The 16,699-nt window shown below is 71.6% G+C and carries 12 protein-coding genes; 7 read left to right on the top strand and 5 right to left on the bottom strand.

Annotated features, from left to right (window positions below):
* Window positions 1-21: 21 nt before the first annotated feature.
* On the bottom strand, window positions 22-1,443 hold the full coding sequence (locus OHA81_RS13130) for a peptidoglycan recognition protein family protein (RefSeq protein WP_329195729.1): 1,422 nt from the start codon (window positions 1,441-1,443) through the stop codon (window positions 22-24).
* Between the two features lie 138 nt (window positions 1,444-1,581).
* Here OHA81_RS13130 and OHA81_RS13135 point away from each other — a divergent pair, with 138 nt between their 5' ends.
* The 4 genes from OHA81_RS13135 (at window position 1,582) to OHA81_RS13150 (ending at window position 7,553) form a co-directional block, all read left to right on the top strand.
* A complete protein-coding gene (locus tag OHA81_RS13135) occupies window positions 1,582-2,331 on the top strand; it encodes a TIGR03089 family protein (protein WP_329195731.1) in 750 nt (249 codons plus the stop codon).
* Between the two features lie 162 nt (window positions 2,332-2,493).
* The gene (locus tag OHA81_RS13140; protein WP_443056764.1) at window positions 2,494-3,708 is read left to right on the top strand and encodes an LCP family protein; all 1,215 of its coding nucleotides are present in this window, start codon (window positions 2,494-2,496) and stop codon (window positions 3,706-3,708) included.
* A gap of 221 nt (window positions 3,709-3,929) precedes the next feature.
* Window positions 3,930-5,666 carry an LCP family protein gene (locus tag OHA81_RS13145; protein WP_329195732.1) on the top strand — a complete coding sequence of 579 codons (1,737 nt, stop codon included), beginning with the start codon at window positions 3,930-3,932 and terminating at the stop codon, window positions 5,664-5,666.
* Between the two features lie 198 nt (window positions 5,667-5,864).
* The gene (locus OHA81_RS13150) at window positions 5,865-7,553 is read left to right on the top strand and encodes an LCP family protein (RefSeq protein ID WP_443056524.1); all 1,689 of its coding nucleotides are present in this window, start codon (window positions 5,865-5,867) and stop codon (window positions 7,551-7,553) included.
* Window positions 7,554-7,632: 79 nt separating this feature from the next.
* Here the strand turns inward: OHA81_RS13150 and OHA81_RS13155 are convergent, their stop codons facing one another.
* Window positions 7,633-8,673: a glycosyltransferase family 2 protein gene (locus OHA81_RS13155; protein ID WP_329195734.1), complete on the bottom strand. Its 1,041-nt coding sequence runs from the start codon at window positions 8,671-8,673 to the stop codon at window positions 7,633-7,635.
* 252 nt (window positions 8,674-8,925) lie between these two features.
* On the opposite strand from OHA81_RS13155, the gene OHA81_RS13160 reads away from it, so the two are divergent.
* Window positions 8,926-10,443 (top strand): LCP family protein, encoded by a 1,518-nt coding sequence (locus OHA81_RS13160; RefSeq protein WP_443056525.1) that lies wholly within the window; start codon window positions 8,926-8,928, stop codon window positions 10,441-10,443.
* A 9-nt stretch (window positions 10,444-10,452) separates the two neighbouring features.
* Here the strand turns inward: OHA81_RS13160 and OHA81_RS13165 are convergent, their stop codons facing one another.
* The 3 genes from OHA81_RS13165 to OHA81_RS13175 form a co-directional block, all read right to left on the bottom strand.
* Window positions 10,453-11,967 (bottom strand): glycosyltransferase family 39 protein, encoded by a 1,515-nt coding sequence (locus OHA81_RS13165; RefSeq protein WP_329195736.1) that lies wholly within the window; start codon window positions 11,965-11,967, stop codon window positions 10,453-10,455.
* 142 nt (window positions 11,968-12,109) lie between these two features.
* A complete protein-coding gene (locus OHA81_RS13170; RefSeq protein WP_329195738.1) occupies window positions 12,110-13,240 on the bottom strand; it encodes an acyltransferase family protein in 1,131 nt (376 codons plus the stop codon).
* Window positions 13,241-13,446: 206 nt separating this feature from the next.
* Window positions 13,447-13,983, bottom strand: coding sequence for an acyl-CoA thioesterase (locus OHA81_RS13175; protein ID WP_329195740.1), 537 nt, complete (start codon window positions 13,981-13,983; stop codon window positions 13,447-13,449).
* A gap of 106 nt (window positions 13,984-14,089) precedes the next feature.
* On the opposite strand from OHA81_RS13175, the gene OHA81_RS13180 reads away from it, so the two are divergent.
* Window positions 14,090-15,355: an LCP family protein gene (locus OHA81_RS13180; protein WP_329195742.1), complete on the top strand. Its 1,266-nt coding sequence runs from the start codon at window positions 14,090-14,092 to the stop codon at window positions 15,353-15,355.
* A 172-nt stretch (window positions 15,356-15,527) separates the two neighbouring features.
* Window positions 15,528-16,679, top strand: a complete 1,152-nt coding sequence (locus tag OHA81_RS13185; protein ID WP_329195744.1) for an acyltransferase family protein — start codon at window positions 15,528-15,530, stop codon at window positions 16,677-16,679.
* Window positions 16,680-16,699: the final 20 nt, after the last annotated feature.

The following is a 16,699-nucleotide window of genomic DNA, read 5'->3' on the forward strand; positions in this document are numbered from 1 at the left end:
GGGCCCGGGGCGCGGTGGGGGTCAGCGGCCCTGGAGTTTGGCCGAGGTGGTGCGGGTCGGGGGGAGTTCGTCGTAGAGGCGGCGGCCGGGGCATTCCGTGGCGAAGCCGTCGCGGTGGCCCGAGATGACGTTCATCCGGACCTTGGTGCCCTTCTTGAACCGGTTGCCGCCGCCCGAGGTGAGGGTCGTCTTCGCGCGGGGGTCGACGCCGAAGAGGCCGAGTTTCCACGCCGTCAGACCGGCCACCGCCTTGACCGCCGCGGCCGGCGGGGTGGTGTTGGTGAAGGTGCCGATCACCGCGACGCCCATGCTGTTCGTGTTGAAGCCCATGGTGTGCGCGCCGAGCACCGGCTTGGCGACTCCGCCCGCCCGGCCCTCGTACACCGTGCCGCACTTGTCGACGGCGAAGTTGTAGCCGATGTCGCGCCACCCCTCGCTCAGCACGTGGTAGCGGTACAGGCTGCGCAGGACCGACGGGGCCTCCTCGCAGGCGTAGTTGTTGCCGGAGGCGGTGTGGTGGACGAAGGCCGCCTTCACCGTGCTCGTGTACACGAAGCCGGACTCGCGCAGGCCCTCGTCCGCGCCCCATCCCTTGCGGGTGACGATCCGCGGCCGCGGCCCGATGTAGGGGCGGGCGGCGGCGGTGAGGCCGCCGTCGCTCGCGGCGATCGCGTCGGCGGTGGAGTCGGCCTTGTCCAGCGCCGTGATCTCGTCGGCTCCGAGCGCGGCCAGCGGGACGTTCGCGGCGGAGGACTCCGTCATCTCCATGGTCATGCCGGGGGCCGGTTCCGCGTCGCCCTTGTCGTCGTCCTGCGGACGCCCCGGCGCGCGCCGGCCGGTCCCGCCGGGGTTCTTGCCGTCGGCGACCGTCGTACGGGTCTGCGTACCGGGGTCGACCAGTTCGAGCCGCATGCCCGACGGCAGCGGCGAGGTCGCCCGGGTGCCCTGTTCGGCCTGGACGCGGACCTCGACGCCGTCCGATTCGCCGACCCACAGCGGGGCGGTGCTGCCGCGTACGCGTCCGGAGCCGCGTTCGGCCGCGTCGGGGTCGGCCGCGTGATCGCCGTTGTGGGTCTCGATGTCCTGCCAGTCGGACCAGGTCGCCGTCCGGGCGGAGCGGGTGCGGACCTGTACGCGGCCGAGGAGCCGGGTGTGCGCGTCGTCCCAGACGACGCCGACCAGCGAGAACGTCTTGACCTCGCGTGCCGTCAGGCCGCGGGTCTCGGGCAGGCGCGGGGCGGCGCTCATGCCGGGGACGCCGGGGGTGCGGTCCGCCGCCCGTCCCAGGGGGACCAGCGGCAGCGACTGGGTGGACCCGGCTGGGTTCACGGGGGCGGCCGCGCCGAGGGGCACGGCCGCCAGGGCCGGAGTGGTCAGGGCGAGCGGCAGGGCCAGTGCGGCAGCCGTCGCGACGCCGATCGAGGAAGCAAGGAATCCACGCATGGAAAAATGCTGGACACGCTCATCCCGAACCGCCATCGGGGAACTGACGGCCCGTCCGCTGGATCACGGATACCCCTCCCCCGTACGGGGGAGCCGCGGGCCGCCGTACGGCGGAGGGCCCCGCGTACCCTGTGGCGGGTGAACGCCACTGACCGCACCCCTGCCGACCTGCTGCGATCCGCGCTCGCCGCCGATCCGGGCCGCCCGCTCGTCACCTTCTACGACGACGCCACCGGCGAGCGCGTCGAATTGTCCGTCGCCACCTTCGCCAATTGGGTGGCCAAGACCGCCAATCTGCTCCAGGGCGACCTGGGCGCCGAGCCCGATACCCGGCTCGCGCTGCTGCTCCCCGCGCACTGGCAGAGCGCGGTGTGGCTGCTCGCCTGCGCCTCCGTCGGGGTCGTCGCCGAGGTGGGCGGGGATCCGGCCGACGCCGATGTGGTGGTGAGCGGGCCGGACACCCTGGAGGAGGCCGCCGCGTGCTCCGGGGAGCGGGTGGCGCTCGCGCTGCGGCCGCTGGGCGGGCGTTTCCCGCAGCCGCCGGCCGGGTTCGCGGACTACGCCGTGGAGGTGCCGGGGCAGGGCGACCGGTTCGCACCGTTCCAGCCGGTCGACGCGGACGCCCCCGGGCTGGTGGTGGGCGGGGAGGAGCTCTCGTACGCCCAGGTCGTCGCGCGTGCCCGCGAGGACGCGGCCCGGCGGGGCCTCGGCGAGGGGTCACGGGTGCTGTCCGGGCTGGGCTACGACACCTGGGAGGGGCTCTCGGCGGGGCTCTTCGCCGCTCTCGCCTCGGGCGGCTCGGTGGTGCTGTGCCGGAACCTGGACCGGCTGACGGAGGCCGGGCTGGCGCAGCGGGTCGAGAGCGAGCGGGTCACGCACACCGCCTGACCGGCGCCGGGCCCTTACCGCCCGCACTACCGCTATTTGTCACCCGTACGGCCCTTTACAAGGCCCTGCCCCCGGGCCGCCCCGGCCGCCCGGGGGCAGGATCGGCACAGGCCGTACCCACCCGTGCGGCCGATCGGTACGGGTGAGGGGACGGTGCGGAAGTTGAGGGGCAGCGCGGGCATACGAGGCGGCACCGGAGGGCCCGCAGGCGTTCTGGCGCCTGCGCGTGACCGCCGGCGCCGTCTGCTGCGCTGGATCGCGCTCGGGCTGGCCCTGCTGGTGCTGGCTGGGGCGGCTGCCGGCTGGTGGCTGTACCGGAAGCTGGAGGGCAACATCCGGGCGGACGCCTCCGTCGCCGCCGAGTTGGAGCGCTACGAGCGGGACCGCCCGAGGCACCTCACCGACGGAGCCCAGAACATCCTCCTCATCGGCTCGGACACCCGTTCGGGCAAGGACAACGCCCGTTACGGCCGGGACAAGGGCACCCAGCGCTCGGACACCGCGATCCTGCTGCACCTGCCGGCGGACCGGAAGAGCGCGACGGCCGTGTCGATACCCCGTGACCTGGTGACGGAGATCCCGGCCTGCCTGACGGCGGACGGGAGCCGCACGCAGGCGCAGCGGGCGCAGTTCAACTGGGCGTACCAGTGGGGCGGGGCGGCCTGCACGATCCGTACGGTGGAGAAGCTCTCCGGGATCAGGGTCGACCACCACATGGTGCTGGACTTCGGCGGGTTCAAGAAGATGGTCGACGCGGTCGGCGGCGTGGAGGTGTGCGTGCAGCAGCCGATGAACGACCCGGAGGCGAAGCTGCGGCTGCCGGCCGGCCGCCAGCTGCTGCACGGGGAGCAGGCCCTCGGTTTCGTGCGCGCCCGTTACAGCCTGGGCGACGGCAGCGACACCGAACGGATGCGGCGCCAGCAGCAGTTCCTGGGCGCCCTGGTGCAGAAGGTGCAGAGCAACGGGGTGTTGCTGAATCCGGGGCGGCTCTACCCGCTGCTGGACGCGGCGACGTCGTCGGTGACCGCGGACCCGGAGCTGGCCTCGTTGCGGGGCCTGTACGAACTGGTACGCGGGGTGAGGGACGTACCGAGTGACCAGGTCATGTTCCTCACGGTGCCGCGCCGCCCGTACGCCGCCGACCCGAACCGGGACGAACTCGTCGAACCGGACGCGGACCGGCTCTTCAGTCAACTGCGGGCGGACCAGCCGCTGACGGTCGTCCCGCCCTCGCCGACGGCTCCGCAGCCGCCCGCGGGACCGTCCCCGACGGACGGGCCGCGGACCGTCTACCCGTGGCTGGTCGGAACCGGTGCGCCCCCCTCACCCGTCCCCACTTTCACCGGCACCACGGCGGACACCCCGGGATGCCGGTAAAGCAATCCAAAAAGCCACGGGTTAACCGCACGGGTTGGGCGTTTTGGGCGTTATGCGGGGGGTGGGTTTCGTCACCGCCATGGTTTGCGGCCGACATGGCCGGATAAGGTGAGCGATCCGGTGCCCAGGCCGCTAAGGACGCCGGGCACCAGCAGCCGGACGTTGACCGTGCGCCTTGGGGGAGGCGCGTCGCGAGGCACCGACGGAGGATTCGAGCAACCGTGGATGCGCAAAGCCGTGGGCGGGCGGACGAAATCGACCCCGCTGACCAGTGGGTTCTCAACCCCCGCACCGGCAACTACGAATTGCGACTGGGCGATTCCGCTGCGCAGCAGCCGTCCGTCGCCTCCCCCCGCAGAGCGCGCACCTCGCGTACGGCTCCCCCCGCCACCTCCCCCGCCTCCCCGGCGGTTCCCGGACCCCGGCGCGGCGACGCCCCGCCCGGGGGCGGCGGGCGCCGGCCCGGGCGCTCCCGCAAGGGCGGCGGCGGGAAGCCCCCGTTCCGTGGCAGGAAGGCGCTGGTCGTCGGCGGCGGAACCCTCGCGTTCGTGCTCGTCGCCGGTTCGTTGGGCGCGTACCTGTACTACGAGCACCTCAACAGCAACCTGAACGTCATCGACACCGGTTCGGCGGGCACGGGCGGCTTCAAGAAGGACCAGCCCATCAACATCCTGGTCATCGGAACCGACAAGCGCAGCGGTGAGGGCAACGAGGGCTACGGGGACGCGAACAGCGTCGGCCACGCGGACACGACGATCCTGTTCCACGTCTCGAAGGACCGCAGCAACGCGACGGCGTTGTCCATCCCGCGCGACCTGATCACCAACATCCCGGTGTGCCCGACGAAGCAGGACGGGGCGGTCAAGGACATTCCCGGCCAGCACGCGGTGCGGTTCAACGAGAGCCTGGGCCAAGAGGGCCGCGACCCGGGCTGCACGATGCGCACGGTGCAGCAGATCACCGGCATCCAGGTCGACCACTTCATGATGGTCGACTTCAACGCGGTGAAGAACCTGAGCACGGCCGTCGGCGGTGTCCCGGTGTGCGTGGAGAAGGCCGTCCACGACAAGGACTCCAAACTCGACCTGCCGGCGGGCGAGAGCCGGCTGCAGGGCGAGCAGGCGCTGGCCTTCGTACGCACCCGGCACGCCTTCGGCAACGCGAGCGACCTGGACCGCATCAAGACGCAGCAGCAGTTCCTCGGCTCGATGATGCGCGAGATGAAGTCCAAGGAGACGCTGACCAGTCCGAAGAAGTTCCTCTCCCTGGCCGAGGCGGCCACCAAGTCGCTGAGCGTCGATCAGGGAATAGGGTCCATCAAGCAGCTCACCTCGCTCGCGGGCGAGTTGAAGAACATAAACCTCAAGAACATCACCTTCACGACGCTGCCGGTGGTCGACAACCCGAACGACCCCCCGGGCAAGCACATCACCGTCGTACCCAACCCCTCGCAGGCCGATCCGCTGCTGCGGATGATCCGGGGCGACGTCTCGCTCACGGAGGTCGAGCAGAAGGAGAAGGCGGCGGCGCAGGACGCCAAGAACAAGCAGGACGCGCAGCTCCAGGGCAACCGCGCGCCCGCGGCGGACGTCCGGGTGAACGTCCTCAACGGCGGCGGTCCGGCCGGGTCGGCCTCGACCACCTTGACCTGGCTGCAGAACAGCAAGGGCGTGGGCAAGGCCAGCAACCTGGGCAACGCTCCGGTGAAGGTCGACACCACGCAGCTGGAGTACGCGCCCAACCAGGCCGACCAGGCCCGGGCGCTGGCGGACATGATGGGGCTCGCGGGTTCGGCCCTCAAGGTCGGCCCGGCGGACGCCGCGCCGCGCACCCCGATGAAGCTGACGCTCGGCGCCGACTTCAAGGAGCCGGGTGTCCCGATCTCGGGCCCGGTGCCGGAGCAGGCGCCGGAGGGGCTCCAGCGGGTAGAGGCCGACAAGGCGATCTGCGCCAAGTAACGGCGCCCCAGGGCGTCGTGGGGGGCGGCGCCGAGCCGCCGTGTTCGTCGGGCGGTCATCCGCCCTGTTCCTCGGGCGGTCATCCGCCCTGCTCGTCGGGCGGTCATCCGCCCTGCTCGTCGACCGGCCGCTGAACCGCGGCCGGCAGCCGGTAGGCCCGGCAGCACTCTGACCGATGTGATCTTGAGGGGGGTACGCGTGAGGCACAGCAGCGTGCGTGGGGAGGGGGCGCCCGACCAGGCCACCGGCGACGGCATACCCGGCGGCGGCGGGGGCACGACCGGCGTCGTGCCCCCACCGCGGTCGGGTTCCGCGGGGGCCCGGCCCCCGGGGCGCCGCGGGCGGCCCGTCCGCCGTCGCCGGCGGCGGGCGCTGTTCTGGGTGGCCTCGGTGCTGGCGTTCCTGGTCCTCGCGACGTCGGGGGCCGGGTACCTCTACTACCGGCACCTCGACGGCAACATCCGCAGCGGCCAGCGACTGAGCGGTGAGAGCGGTGTGGCCAAGTCCGAGGCGAACGCCAAGGGCCAGCGTCCGCTGAACATCCTGCTGCTCGGCTCGGACAGCCGGAACAAGCCGGAGAACGTCGAACTCGGCGGGGGCCGGGACAGCATCGGGGCGCCTCCGCTGGCCGACGTACAGATGCTCCTGCACGTCTCCGCGGACCGCAAGAACGCCTCGGTGGTCAGCATTCCGCGCGACACCGTGGTGGACGTACCCGAGTGCACGGACCCGAAGAGCGGCGAGAAGTTCAAGAAGACGCACGCCATGATCAACGAGTCCCTCGGGCGCGGGGGCCCCGGCTGCACCCTCGCCACCTGGGAGAAGCTGACCAACGTCTACATCGACCACTGGATGATGATCGACTTCTCCGGGGTCGTGCAGATGGCGGACGCGATCGGCGGCGTCGACGTCTGCGTGAAGGACAACGTCTGGGACCGTCCCCTGCCCACCTCCAGCGGCGGCTCCGGCCTCAAGCTCAAGGCTGGCGTCACCAAGATCAAGGGCGAGCAGGCGCTCCAGTGGCTGCGCACCCGGCACGCGTTCAGCAGCGACCTGGGCCGGGCGCAGGCCCAGCACATGTACATGAACTCGATGATGCGCGAGCTGAAGGGCCAGAACGCCTTCACCGACGTCGGCAGGATCACGGCCCTGGCGGAGGCGGGTACGAAGGCGCTGGAGGTCTCCGAGGAGATCGGCTCGGTCAAGAAGCTGTACGGCCTGACGATGCAGCTCAAGGACGTGCCGGTCAACCGCATCACGATGACGACGATGCCGACGCTCCAGGACCCCCGGGACAGTGACCGGCTGATCGTCAACCAGGGCGACGCCGACAAGCTGTGGACGATGGTCCGCAAGGACGTGGCCTTCGACAAGAACGGCGACCCGCAGGCTTCCGCGAGCCCGCAGCCCGGCCAGCCGGCCGCCCAGCCCAGCCAGAGCGCGCCGGGCGCGGGCGCGTCGCAGCAGCCGGTCACCACGCCCGACAAGATCACGGTGCACGTGGTCAACGGCACGGGCGCCGGGATGCCGCTGGTGCCGCAGCGGGCCTCCGCGGTCGCCGGGGCGCTGGTCGGCAAGGGGTTCACCGGGGCCAAGGCGGACAGCGCGCTGATCCCGGAGAAGACCACCGTGGTCCGCTACCCGAGCGCGGACCGGGCCGACGAGGCGCAGAGCGTCGCGGCGGCGCTGGGCATCCCGGCGACCGCGGTGCAGCAGTCGGCCGACGTCTCCCGGATCACGCTGATCGTGGGCGCCGACTGGCGGGAGGGGACCGCGTACCCGCAGCAGGCTCCCCCGGCGGCCGGATCGGTCCCGGACACGGCCGAGGCGATCAACGGCGCGGACAGCAGCCAGTGCATGGACGTGTACAAGCCCTACCGGTGGTGACCTGAGCCGGGAACGCGAAGGGGGTGGCCCCGGTCCGCTGCTGCGGACCGGGGCCACCCCCTTTTGCCGTACGGGCCGCTCAGACCTCCGAGGGGTCCCGGCGCACCGACGGGCGGCGGCTGGCGATGACCTTGGCCGCCAGCGCGCGCGGGCTGGTCAGGAAGCCGAAGCCCCAGCACATGTGCATCGTGGCCAGGGCCACCGGGATCTGCGCCCGGGCCTTGAGCGAGAGCCCCTTGCCGGCCGGGATCGAGCCCGCGGTGATCGCCGCGAGGTAGCCCGCCGGGACGGCGAAGGCCCAGGGGGTCACGGCGACGCCCGCCACCAGGCCGGCGGCGATGGCGCAGACGGCGGCCGGCGGGGCGAGGTAGCGCAGGTTGATGGAGCCCGAGTGGTAGCGGGCCACCACGTGGCGCCAGCGCCCGTAGTCCTTGTACTGCTTGGCGAGCGCCCGCACGGAGGGCCTCGGACGGTACTGGACCTTGAGCTCGGGCGAGAACCAGATGAGTCCGCCGGCCTCGCGGATGCGGAAGTTCAGCTCCCAGTCCTGGGCGCGGATGAACTCCTCGTTGTAGCCGCCCTGCTGCTCCAGCGCTTCGCGCCGGAAGACGCCCAGGTAGACGGTCTCGGCCGGGCCGGCCTCGCCGCCGGTGTGGAAGGCCGCGTTGCCGACGCCGATCTTCGACGTCATCGCGGCGGCGACGGCGTCCTCCCAGGCGTTCTCGCCCTCGGCGTGCATGATCCCGCCGACGTTCTGCGCACCGGTCTCCTCCAGGAGCCGGACGGCGGTGGCGATGTAGTTCGGGGAGAGCATGCCGTGGCCGTCGACGCGTACCACGATCGGGTGACGCGAGGCCTTGATGGCGGCGTTGAGGGCGGCCGGGGTGCGGCCGGTGGGGTTCGGGACGGTGTGGACGCGGGCTCGTTCGTTGGACGCGGTCTCGCGTACGAGCTCGGCGGCGATCTCGTCGGTGCGGTCCGTGGACGGCCCGAGCGCGATCACCACCTCCATCTCGCCTGCGTACTCCTGGCCGAGGATGTGCTGGACCGAGTCACGCAGGTGGCGTTCCTCGTCGAGCACCGGCATGATCACCGAGACTGCGGGCTGCTGGGCGGGCATGTGGTCCTTCACGGTCGGGTATCGGTGTCACGTTACCGCGTACGGGGGAACCGGGTGCGCGGCGGACGGGCGGTACGGACGGACGCTGATCGTATGGGCCTACTGTTCTGACGATTCGCCAATCCCCCATAGCCGACAAACTCTCCGATATCGGGCCTTGCGCCCCTGTCGCCCCCCTGCCGTTCCCCGTCGCTCTCTGCCGTTCCCGCCGCTCCCGCCGTTCCCCGCTGCTCCCCCGCGGAGGTGTCCCCCGTGCCCCAGCCGCACCGTCCCACCCGTCCCGCCCGGCCACGGCCGCCCCGGCGCGCGCCGCACGGTGGTGGTGGCGGCCCGGTCCGGCGCCCCGGGGACGGCCCCCGGTGGGGAGTGCGGTTCGCGGGCGGCCTGGCGGTGGTGGTGCTGTCCTGCGGGGCCGTCGGGCACGCCGTCATGACCGGTCTGGACACCGGGATCGACCGGGTGGACCCGTTCAAGGACATGAAGAACCGCCCGCAGGCCGGGCACGGGATGAACTTCCTGCTCGTCGGCACCGACGGCCGGGACAAGATCACGCCGGAGGAGAAGCGCGAGTACCGCCTCGGCGGGGCACCGTGCCACTGCACGGACACGATCATGCTGGTGCACCTGTCCGCCGACCGGGACCGGGCGACCGTGATCAGCCTGCCCAGGGACAGCTACGCCGAGGTCCCCGCCCACCAGGACCAGAACACCGGCCGGCCGCACAAGGCGCACCCCGTCAAACTGAACGCCGCGTACTCGGAGGGTGGCCCCAACCTGACCGTGCGCACCGTGGAGAACATGACCCGGGTGAAGATCGACCACTACCTGGAGGTCGACTTCACCAGCTTCATGAAGACCGTCGACGCGGTGGGCGGTGTGACGATCTGCACCGCCAAGACGATGCGCGACAGCTACACCGGTCTGGAGCTGCTGCCCGGCACCCACAGGCTCACGGGGGGCCAGGCCCTGCAGTACGTACGCTCGCGCCACGTCGACGGGGCCGCGGACCTCGGCCGGATGCAGCGCCAGCAGCGGTTCATCGCGGCCCTGATCAAGCAGGCCACGAGCAGCGGGGTGCTGCTGAACCCGGTGAAGTTCAAGCAGGTCAGCTCGACGCTGCTGGGCTCGGTGCGGGCCGACCGGGACTTCGGTTCGGAGCAGATGCTGGCCCTGGGGCAGGCGATGCGCGGCTTCACCCCCTCCTCGTCCGAGTTCGCCTCGGTCCCGGTCGGCGACACCGCGTACGAGGTCAAGGGGATCGGCTCGACCGTGAAGTGGGACGAGGCGAAGGCGGCCAAGCTCTTCGAGTCGCTCCGCGAGGACCGGCCGCTGGCGGACGCCCCCGCCGGGCGGCCGGGACAGCCCGCCCAGGGCGGCGGCGGCCGGCCCCCGGCGGCGGTCCCGGTCGACGTGCCGCCCGACCAGATCCGCGTCCAGGTGGAGAACGGCACCCGCATCGACGGCCTCGGCGGCCGGGTGGACTCCGCGCTGCGCGCCACCGGCTTCGACACCACCGGGGTCCCCGGCGGCGGCGCCCGCCGGGACGTCAAGCGCACGGTGATCACCTACGACCCCCGCTGGGACCGCTCGGCCCGCACGGTGGCGACCGCCCTGCCCGGCAGCGAGCTGCGCGCGGTGGCGGGCCAGGGCCGCACGGTCCTTGTGACGGCCGGTACGGACTACCAGAAGGTGGTCCCGGTCCGCGCGGACGACCCCTACCAGGGCCGTTTCGCGGTCGCCACCGGCGACCAGGTCAACTGCGGCACGTGACGGCCCGGACTACTTCGTCCGCTCCAGCAGGGACACCTGGAGTCCGCGGACGCTGGTCTTGCGGATCACCTTGTAGTGGCTCTGCAGTGCCTTCGCCTGCGCCCCGGGCAGCTTGTGGTACGGGTTGTCCGTCCCGCTCCAGGTGACGACCCAGATGCGGCGCGTGCTGTCGAGGCAGGCGACGGGCAGGGGGCACTCCCGCGGGAACAGGTCGTCGCGCTGCACCGCGGTGCGCTCGGAGAACACGTCACGGAGCTTGACGCGGCCGGGGAGGAAGTACTCCACCTGGAAGTCGATCATGTACACGCTGTCGGAGCCCCGGACGGGCACGAACCCGTCCCCGGGCTGGTAGCCCTTGGCGATGATCCCCGCGGCCGCCTCGCCGTCGAGGCCCACCTTCACGAGCTCCGTGCGCAACTGGCGCTGGTCGGGGAGGCCCAGGAGCACGATGGCCGCCAGCCCGGCCACGCCCACCGCCTTCGGCTTGACCGCGGCCAGACCGGCGGCGGCCAGCACCACCCAGGCGGGGACCGTGAACAGCAGGTACCGGTCCATGAAGTAGGAGGTGCTGCCCTGCGAGACCAGGAAGTCGGCCGCGATGGGGACCGCTCCGATCAGGCCGAGCTCCAGCGCGGGTCGCCGGCCCCGGGCCCATGCGAGGGGGAGCAGCGCGGCCGCCGCGACGGCGAGGGCGACGAGCGGGCTGCCGTAGAGGGCGCTCCACAGGTCGGCGAGGTTCCGCAGGTGCGGGGTCTTGATCCAGCTGATCTGCCGGCCCACCTGACGCTGCCCCAGCAGCACCAGCGGGATCACCGGCACCAGCGCGACGACGGTCGTGAGGGCATAGGCACCGACGGTGCGGCCACGGCGGTCGCGCCGCCAGCGCAGCACCACGATCAGCGCGTGGGGCAGCAGGAACAGCAGCGAGACGATGTGGAACAGCCCGGCCAGCGCGACCGCGAGGGCGTACGGGGCCCAGCGCCGCAGGGTCGGCCGGTCGAGCGCCCGCATCAGCAGCCAGGTGGCGGCGGTGACCGCCAGCAGGACGAAGGCGTACGACCGGGCTTCCTGCCCGTACCGGGAGACCGACGGGAGCAGGGCGAAGAGGAGGCCGGCGAAGACGGAAGTGCGGCGGTCGAAGAGCCGACGGGCCGTCAGTACGACGAAGCCCGCGGCCGCGGCCATGGCCAGCGCCGACGGCATGCGCAGCATCGTCTCGGAGTCGCCGAAGGCGGACATCCAGAAGTGCAGGACCAGGTAGTAGAGGCCGGAGACGGCGTCCACGTGGCCGAGCGTCTCGATCAGGTCCCCGGTGCTGCGCGAGGCGGCGCTCCAGCTGGCCAGCTCGTCGCGCCAGGGCTGCGCTCCGGCGCTTCCGTAGACGGTGACGGCGAGCGTCAGCAGCGCCGCCCACAGCCAGTCGAAGCGCGCCGCCCGCGAAGCCGGTGCGCCGCCGGTCGCCGGGTGCGGCACGCGGCGGACCGAGCCGGCCTCCGGTATGGCAGCCGTACTCCTGCTCGTCATCTGCTCGTACCTTCCGGGTCCACGGGACGGCTGCGGTGCGCCGGCGCATGGGAAATCCGGACCGGGCTCGACGTTCCAGGGTAGATCAGTCTCCGTGGCCGCAACCAATCCGCGGCGGCTCCCCCTGCGGGGGCGCCCTGCGTCACCTGGAGCGGACCGGCGGATCGCTCTTGGGCAGCGAGACCTTCGCCCCGTCCAGCAACCGCTTGAGCGCCGCCGACAACGGCCGCTCGGCGAAGCGGTGGACGAGCCAGGAGAGCAGCAGGACGGCGGTCAGACAGAGGGCCAGCAGCGGGAACGGTGCGATGCCGTGGTTGCGGCCCCAGCGGATCATCGCCCAGCCGAGCTCCTGGTGGAGCAGGTAGACGGGGTAGGTGAGCGCACCGGCCACCGTGAGCCACTTCCAGCGGATCCAGTTGAGGGCGCCCATCGCCGCGGCGAGCATGACCAGGAAGGCTCCGGCGGAGACGGCGGCCATCACCGGCCAGGACAGGGTGTGGTGCACCTCGTACTCGTAGCCGCCCACGGTGATGTGCAGCCGGTTCTGCGCCAACAGCCAGGAGAAGGCGACCACCCCGAGCAGCAGCGGGTTCACGCCGAACCGGTAGATGAGGTACATCGCGACGCCCGCGATGAAGTACGGGGCGTCCTGCGGCATGAAGACGGTGTCCATCAGCTTGCTGTCCGCACTCGGCGTGATCACCGCGAGGATCGTCCAGATCCCGCAGAACGCCAGCACCCGGCGGTACGTCAGGCCCATGACGGCGACGACTGCGAAGAGCAGGTAGAAGCGGAGCTCGATCCAGAGCGTCCAGTAGACGCCGTCGGCCTCGGTCACGCCGAGGGGGCGCTCCAGCATCGTGAGGTTGGTCAGCACGTCGCTGATGCTCATCGGTTTGCGGCTGGCGCGGACGGTTGCCGCGAAGTTCACCACGAGGGTGGTGATGACGATGCCGACCCAGTAGGCCGGGTAGAGCCGCACGACCCGGGAGGTGAAGTAGTCCCGGGGAGAACGGCCCCAGCAGGACATGCAGATGACGAAGCCGCTGATGAGGAAGAACAGCTGGACGCCCATCCACCCGTAGGAGGCCACCCGGTGGACGCTCGGCATCAGCGTCCGCGGGGTCGAGCCCCAGACCTCGGGGTGGATGTTGACGCCGGCCCAGTGGAAGGAGACCACGGAGAGTGCCGCTATCAGGCGCAGTCCGTCCAGGACGTAGAGCCGGGGGCGGCGCGCGGCGCCCGCGGCCCGGGGAGCCGTTCGCGCGGGCACGGCATCCAGCACAGGCGGGGGTGGTATCACAGCTGACATGGGGGCTCGACTCCGCGATGTGTCCGGCTCGGGATCCGACGTCGCATCCGCTGGCGCGCACGCCCCGACGTCTGACGCAACCTTACGGGCGGCTTACGGCGCCGCACGACGTGATGGCGGTTCCGTGATTCGAAACACGCGCCGTTCCGCTCCACGCGCGCGTGGGCTCAGGCCTCGAACCCCTGGGCGGCGCGCTCCTCGCGCAGTGCCATGATCGCCTGGCGGCGGGCCAGCCGGTGGGTGCGGCGGATCTGGGCCTCCTGGAAGCGGCGCTCGTCCTGCTCCGTCTCCGGGAGGACGGGCGGTACCACGCGCGGCTTGCCGTCGGCGTCGACCGCCGCGAAGACGAGGTAGGCGCTGCCGACCTGGGTGGCGGGGGTGGATTCGTTCCAGCGCTCCGCGAGGACCCGTACGCCGATCTCCATGGAGGTGCGGCCGGTCCAGTTGCACTGGGCCTTCACGTGGACGAGGTCGCCGACCCGGACCGGGGCGAGGAAGGCCATCTCGTCCATGGACGCGGTGACCGCGGGACCGCCCGAGTGGCGCCCGGCCACGGCGCCCGCCGCGTCGTCCACCAGCTTCATGATCACTCCACCGTGGACGGTGCCCAGGAGGTTCGTGTCGTTGGCGGTCATGATGTGGCTGAGGGTGGTCCGGGAAGCCGAGATCGGCTTGCCCGGCGGATCGCCCGCTATCTCTGTCATACGAACACCTTAAAGCCGTCCCCGAAGCATCAGCTCTGCAACAGCACCGGTACGAAGTGCCCACCGGGCTGTCGGGCGGCTCCGCCGGGAAGGCATCCTTGGGCACATGAATGACTGGCCCGAGCCCGAGGGTCCGCAGCGGATGCGGCACATCCAGCGGCAGCAGCCGCCCGTCCGGCAGCCCGGCCCGCCCCGGCCGCCCGCCGACCCTCCGGTGCGGCAGCCCGCGTACGGCGTGCCGCCGCAGCAGGTGCAGAGCCCCGGCTCCTACGACAGCGGCTACAACACCGGGCAGGTCTACGGCACGCCCGCGGGCGGCGGGGGCGGGCGGCCGCCCGGCGGCCCTCTGCGCCCGGGTCGGGGCGGCGACGAACCCGTACCCGTCCGCGCCGTCGTCGACTGGCGCAAGCGGATCAAGATCGGCTCGATCGTCCTGGTCTCCGCGCTGGTGGTCACCACGGTCGGCACCTATTTCTGGGCCGACTCCAAGGTGCGCCGCGAGGTGGACCTGTCGAAGGTCATCGAGCGCCCCAAGGAGGGCGACTGCACGACGTACCTCATCGTCGGCTCCGACAGCCGCGAGGGCATGTCCGACGAGGAGAAGAAGAAGCTCCACACCGGCTCGGCCGAGGGCAAGCGCACCGACTCGATGATGATCCTGGCGAAGTGCTCCAGCGGGAACACCATGATCTCGCTGCCGCGCGACTCGGACGTGGAGGTCCCGTCCTTCGTCGGCTCGCAGTCCGGCAAGAAGTTCCCCGCCCAGGGCCGCCGGGTCAAGCTCAACGCGGCGTACGCGGAGGACGGCCCGGAGCTGCTCGTGCGCACGATCGAGTTCAACACGGGCCTGCGCATCGACCACTACGCCGAGATCGGCTTCGCCGGCTTCGCGAACATCGTGGACGCGCTGGGCGGCGTGGAGCTGGACATCGAGAAGGGGTTCAAGGACGAGAAGTCCGGAGCCGACTTCAAGGCCGGCCGGCAGACGCTGAACGGCAGCCAGTCGCTGGCCTTCGTCCGTACCCGGTACGCCTTCGCCGAGTCCGACCTGCAACGGACGAAGAACCAGCAGAAGTTCCTGTCGGCCCTGGCCAGTCAGGCGGCGACGCCGTCGACGATCCTCAATCCCTTCGCCCTGTACCCGGTGATGGGCGCAGGACTGGACACCGTGATCGTGGACAAGGACATGGGGCTGTGGGACATGGGGCAGATGTTCTTCGCCATGAAGGGCGTCAACGGCGGTGACGGGGTGTCGATGAACATGCCCATCTCCGGTGAGCGCGGCGGCAACCTGATCTGGGACAAGGCCAAGGTGCAGCAGTTGGTGAAGCAGATCCAGAACGACGAGAAGGTCACGGTACAGAGCCGCTGACCCGGTGCGGGGGCGCGGCGGCGCGGGTGCCGGCGTGCGCCGGGGTGCGGGAGCGGTCCGGTAGGTTGCCGAAGAACGTGTTGCGGCTCACACGCCGGGGGGGAGTCCGGGAGTCCGTGCTTTCGGTGCGGCACGGAACCGGACGGGCGTCCCTCCTCCCTCTGGAGCGTCCATGTCCCTGCACCCGTCCCCGCGCGCCTTCCCCAGGCCGCAGTCAGACGGTGACCACCTCGCGAGCCCGCCCGGCATCCCCGGACGGGCGTCGCCCGGGCTCGCGTCCGGGCCGCGGCTGCACGTCCTGGACGGGCTGCGCATCGTCGCGGCGGTGGCCGTGCTCTTCCACCACTACACGCGCGAGGGACTCTGGGGGCGCGACGCCTTCGGCTGGCTGACGACGTTCGGCCGCTACAGCTGGCTCGGCGTCGAGCTGTTCTTCATGATCAGCGGCTTCGTCATCTGCATGTCGGCCTGGGGACGGCCGCTCGGCGGCTACCTGCGCAGCCGCGTGGTCCGCCTCGGACCGGCCTACTGGTTCTGCGTGCTGGTCACCACGGCCGTCCTGCTCGTCGACGGCGAGCCTTTGGGCGGGGCCGGGCCCGGGTTGAGTCAGGTCCTGACGAACCTGACGATGTTCCAGACGCCGCTCAGGAGCAATCAACTGGACATGTCGTACTGGACGCTGTGGTCCGAGGTCCGGTTCTACCTGCTCTTCGCCGTGGTCGCCCGGACGGGGCTGACGTACCGCAAAGTGATGAACTTCTGCTGGATCTGGACGGTGGCCTCGCTCCTGGCGCCGACGTCCGGGCTGCCCGTCCTCGACACCCTGGCGAACCCGGTCTACTCACCGCTGTTCGTCTCCGGCATCTGCTTCTACCTGATCCGCCGGGAAGGCCCGCGCGCCGGCGAGCCGTGGGCCCTGCTGGGCTTCTCGTGGCTGCTGATGCAGCGCTGGCTGAACGACATCGTCCACTGGAACACCGTCAAGGGCGACCGGCTGTCCTGGGAGGCGTGCCTGGTCGTCGTCAGCGCCTGCTACCTCGTGATGGCCGCCGTCGCCCTGCGCCGGCTCGACCGGATCGACTGGCGGTGGCTGCCGGTCGGCGGCGCGATGTCGTACCCGCTGTACCTGCTGCACCAGCAGATCGGCATCACCCTGCTGCGCCAATGGCACCGCGACGTCGAACCGTGGACGCTGCTGCTGTCGGCGGTCGCCGTGATACTGGCGGCGTCCTGGCTGATCCAGCGCTTCGTGGAACGGCCGTCCGCCCAGCTGCTGAGGCAGTGGCTGGAGACCCGCCCGGCGCGCGCCCGACCGTCCGCGTAAACGGCGAAGGGGGCACCCCC

The organism is Streptomyces sp. NBC_00667 (assembly GCF_036226825.1).
Classification (GTDB): Bacteria; Actinomycetota; Actinomycetes; order Streptomycetales; family Streptomycetaceae; genus Streptomyces.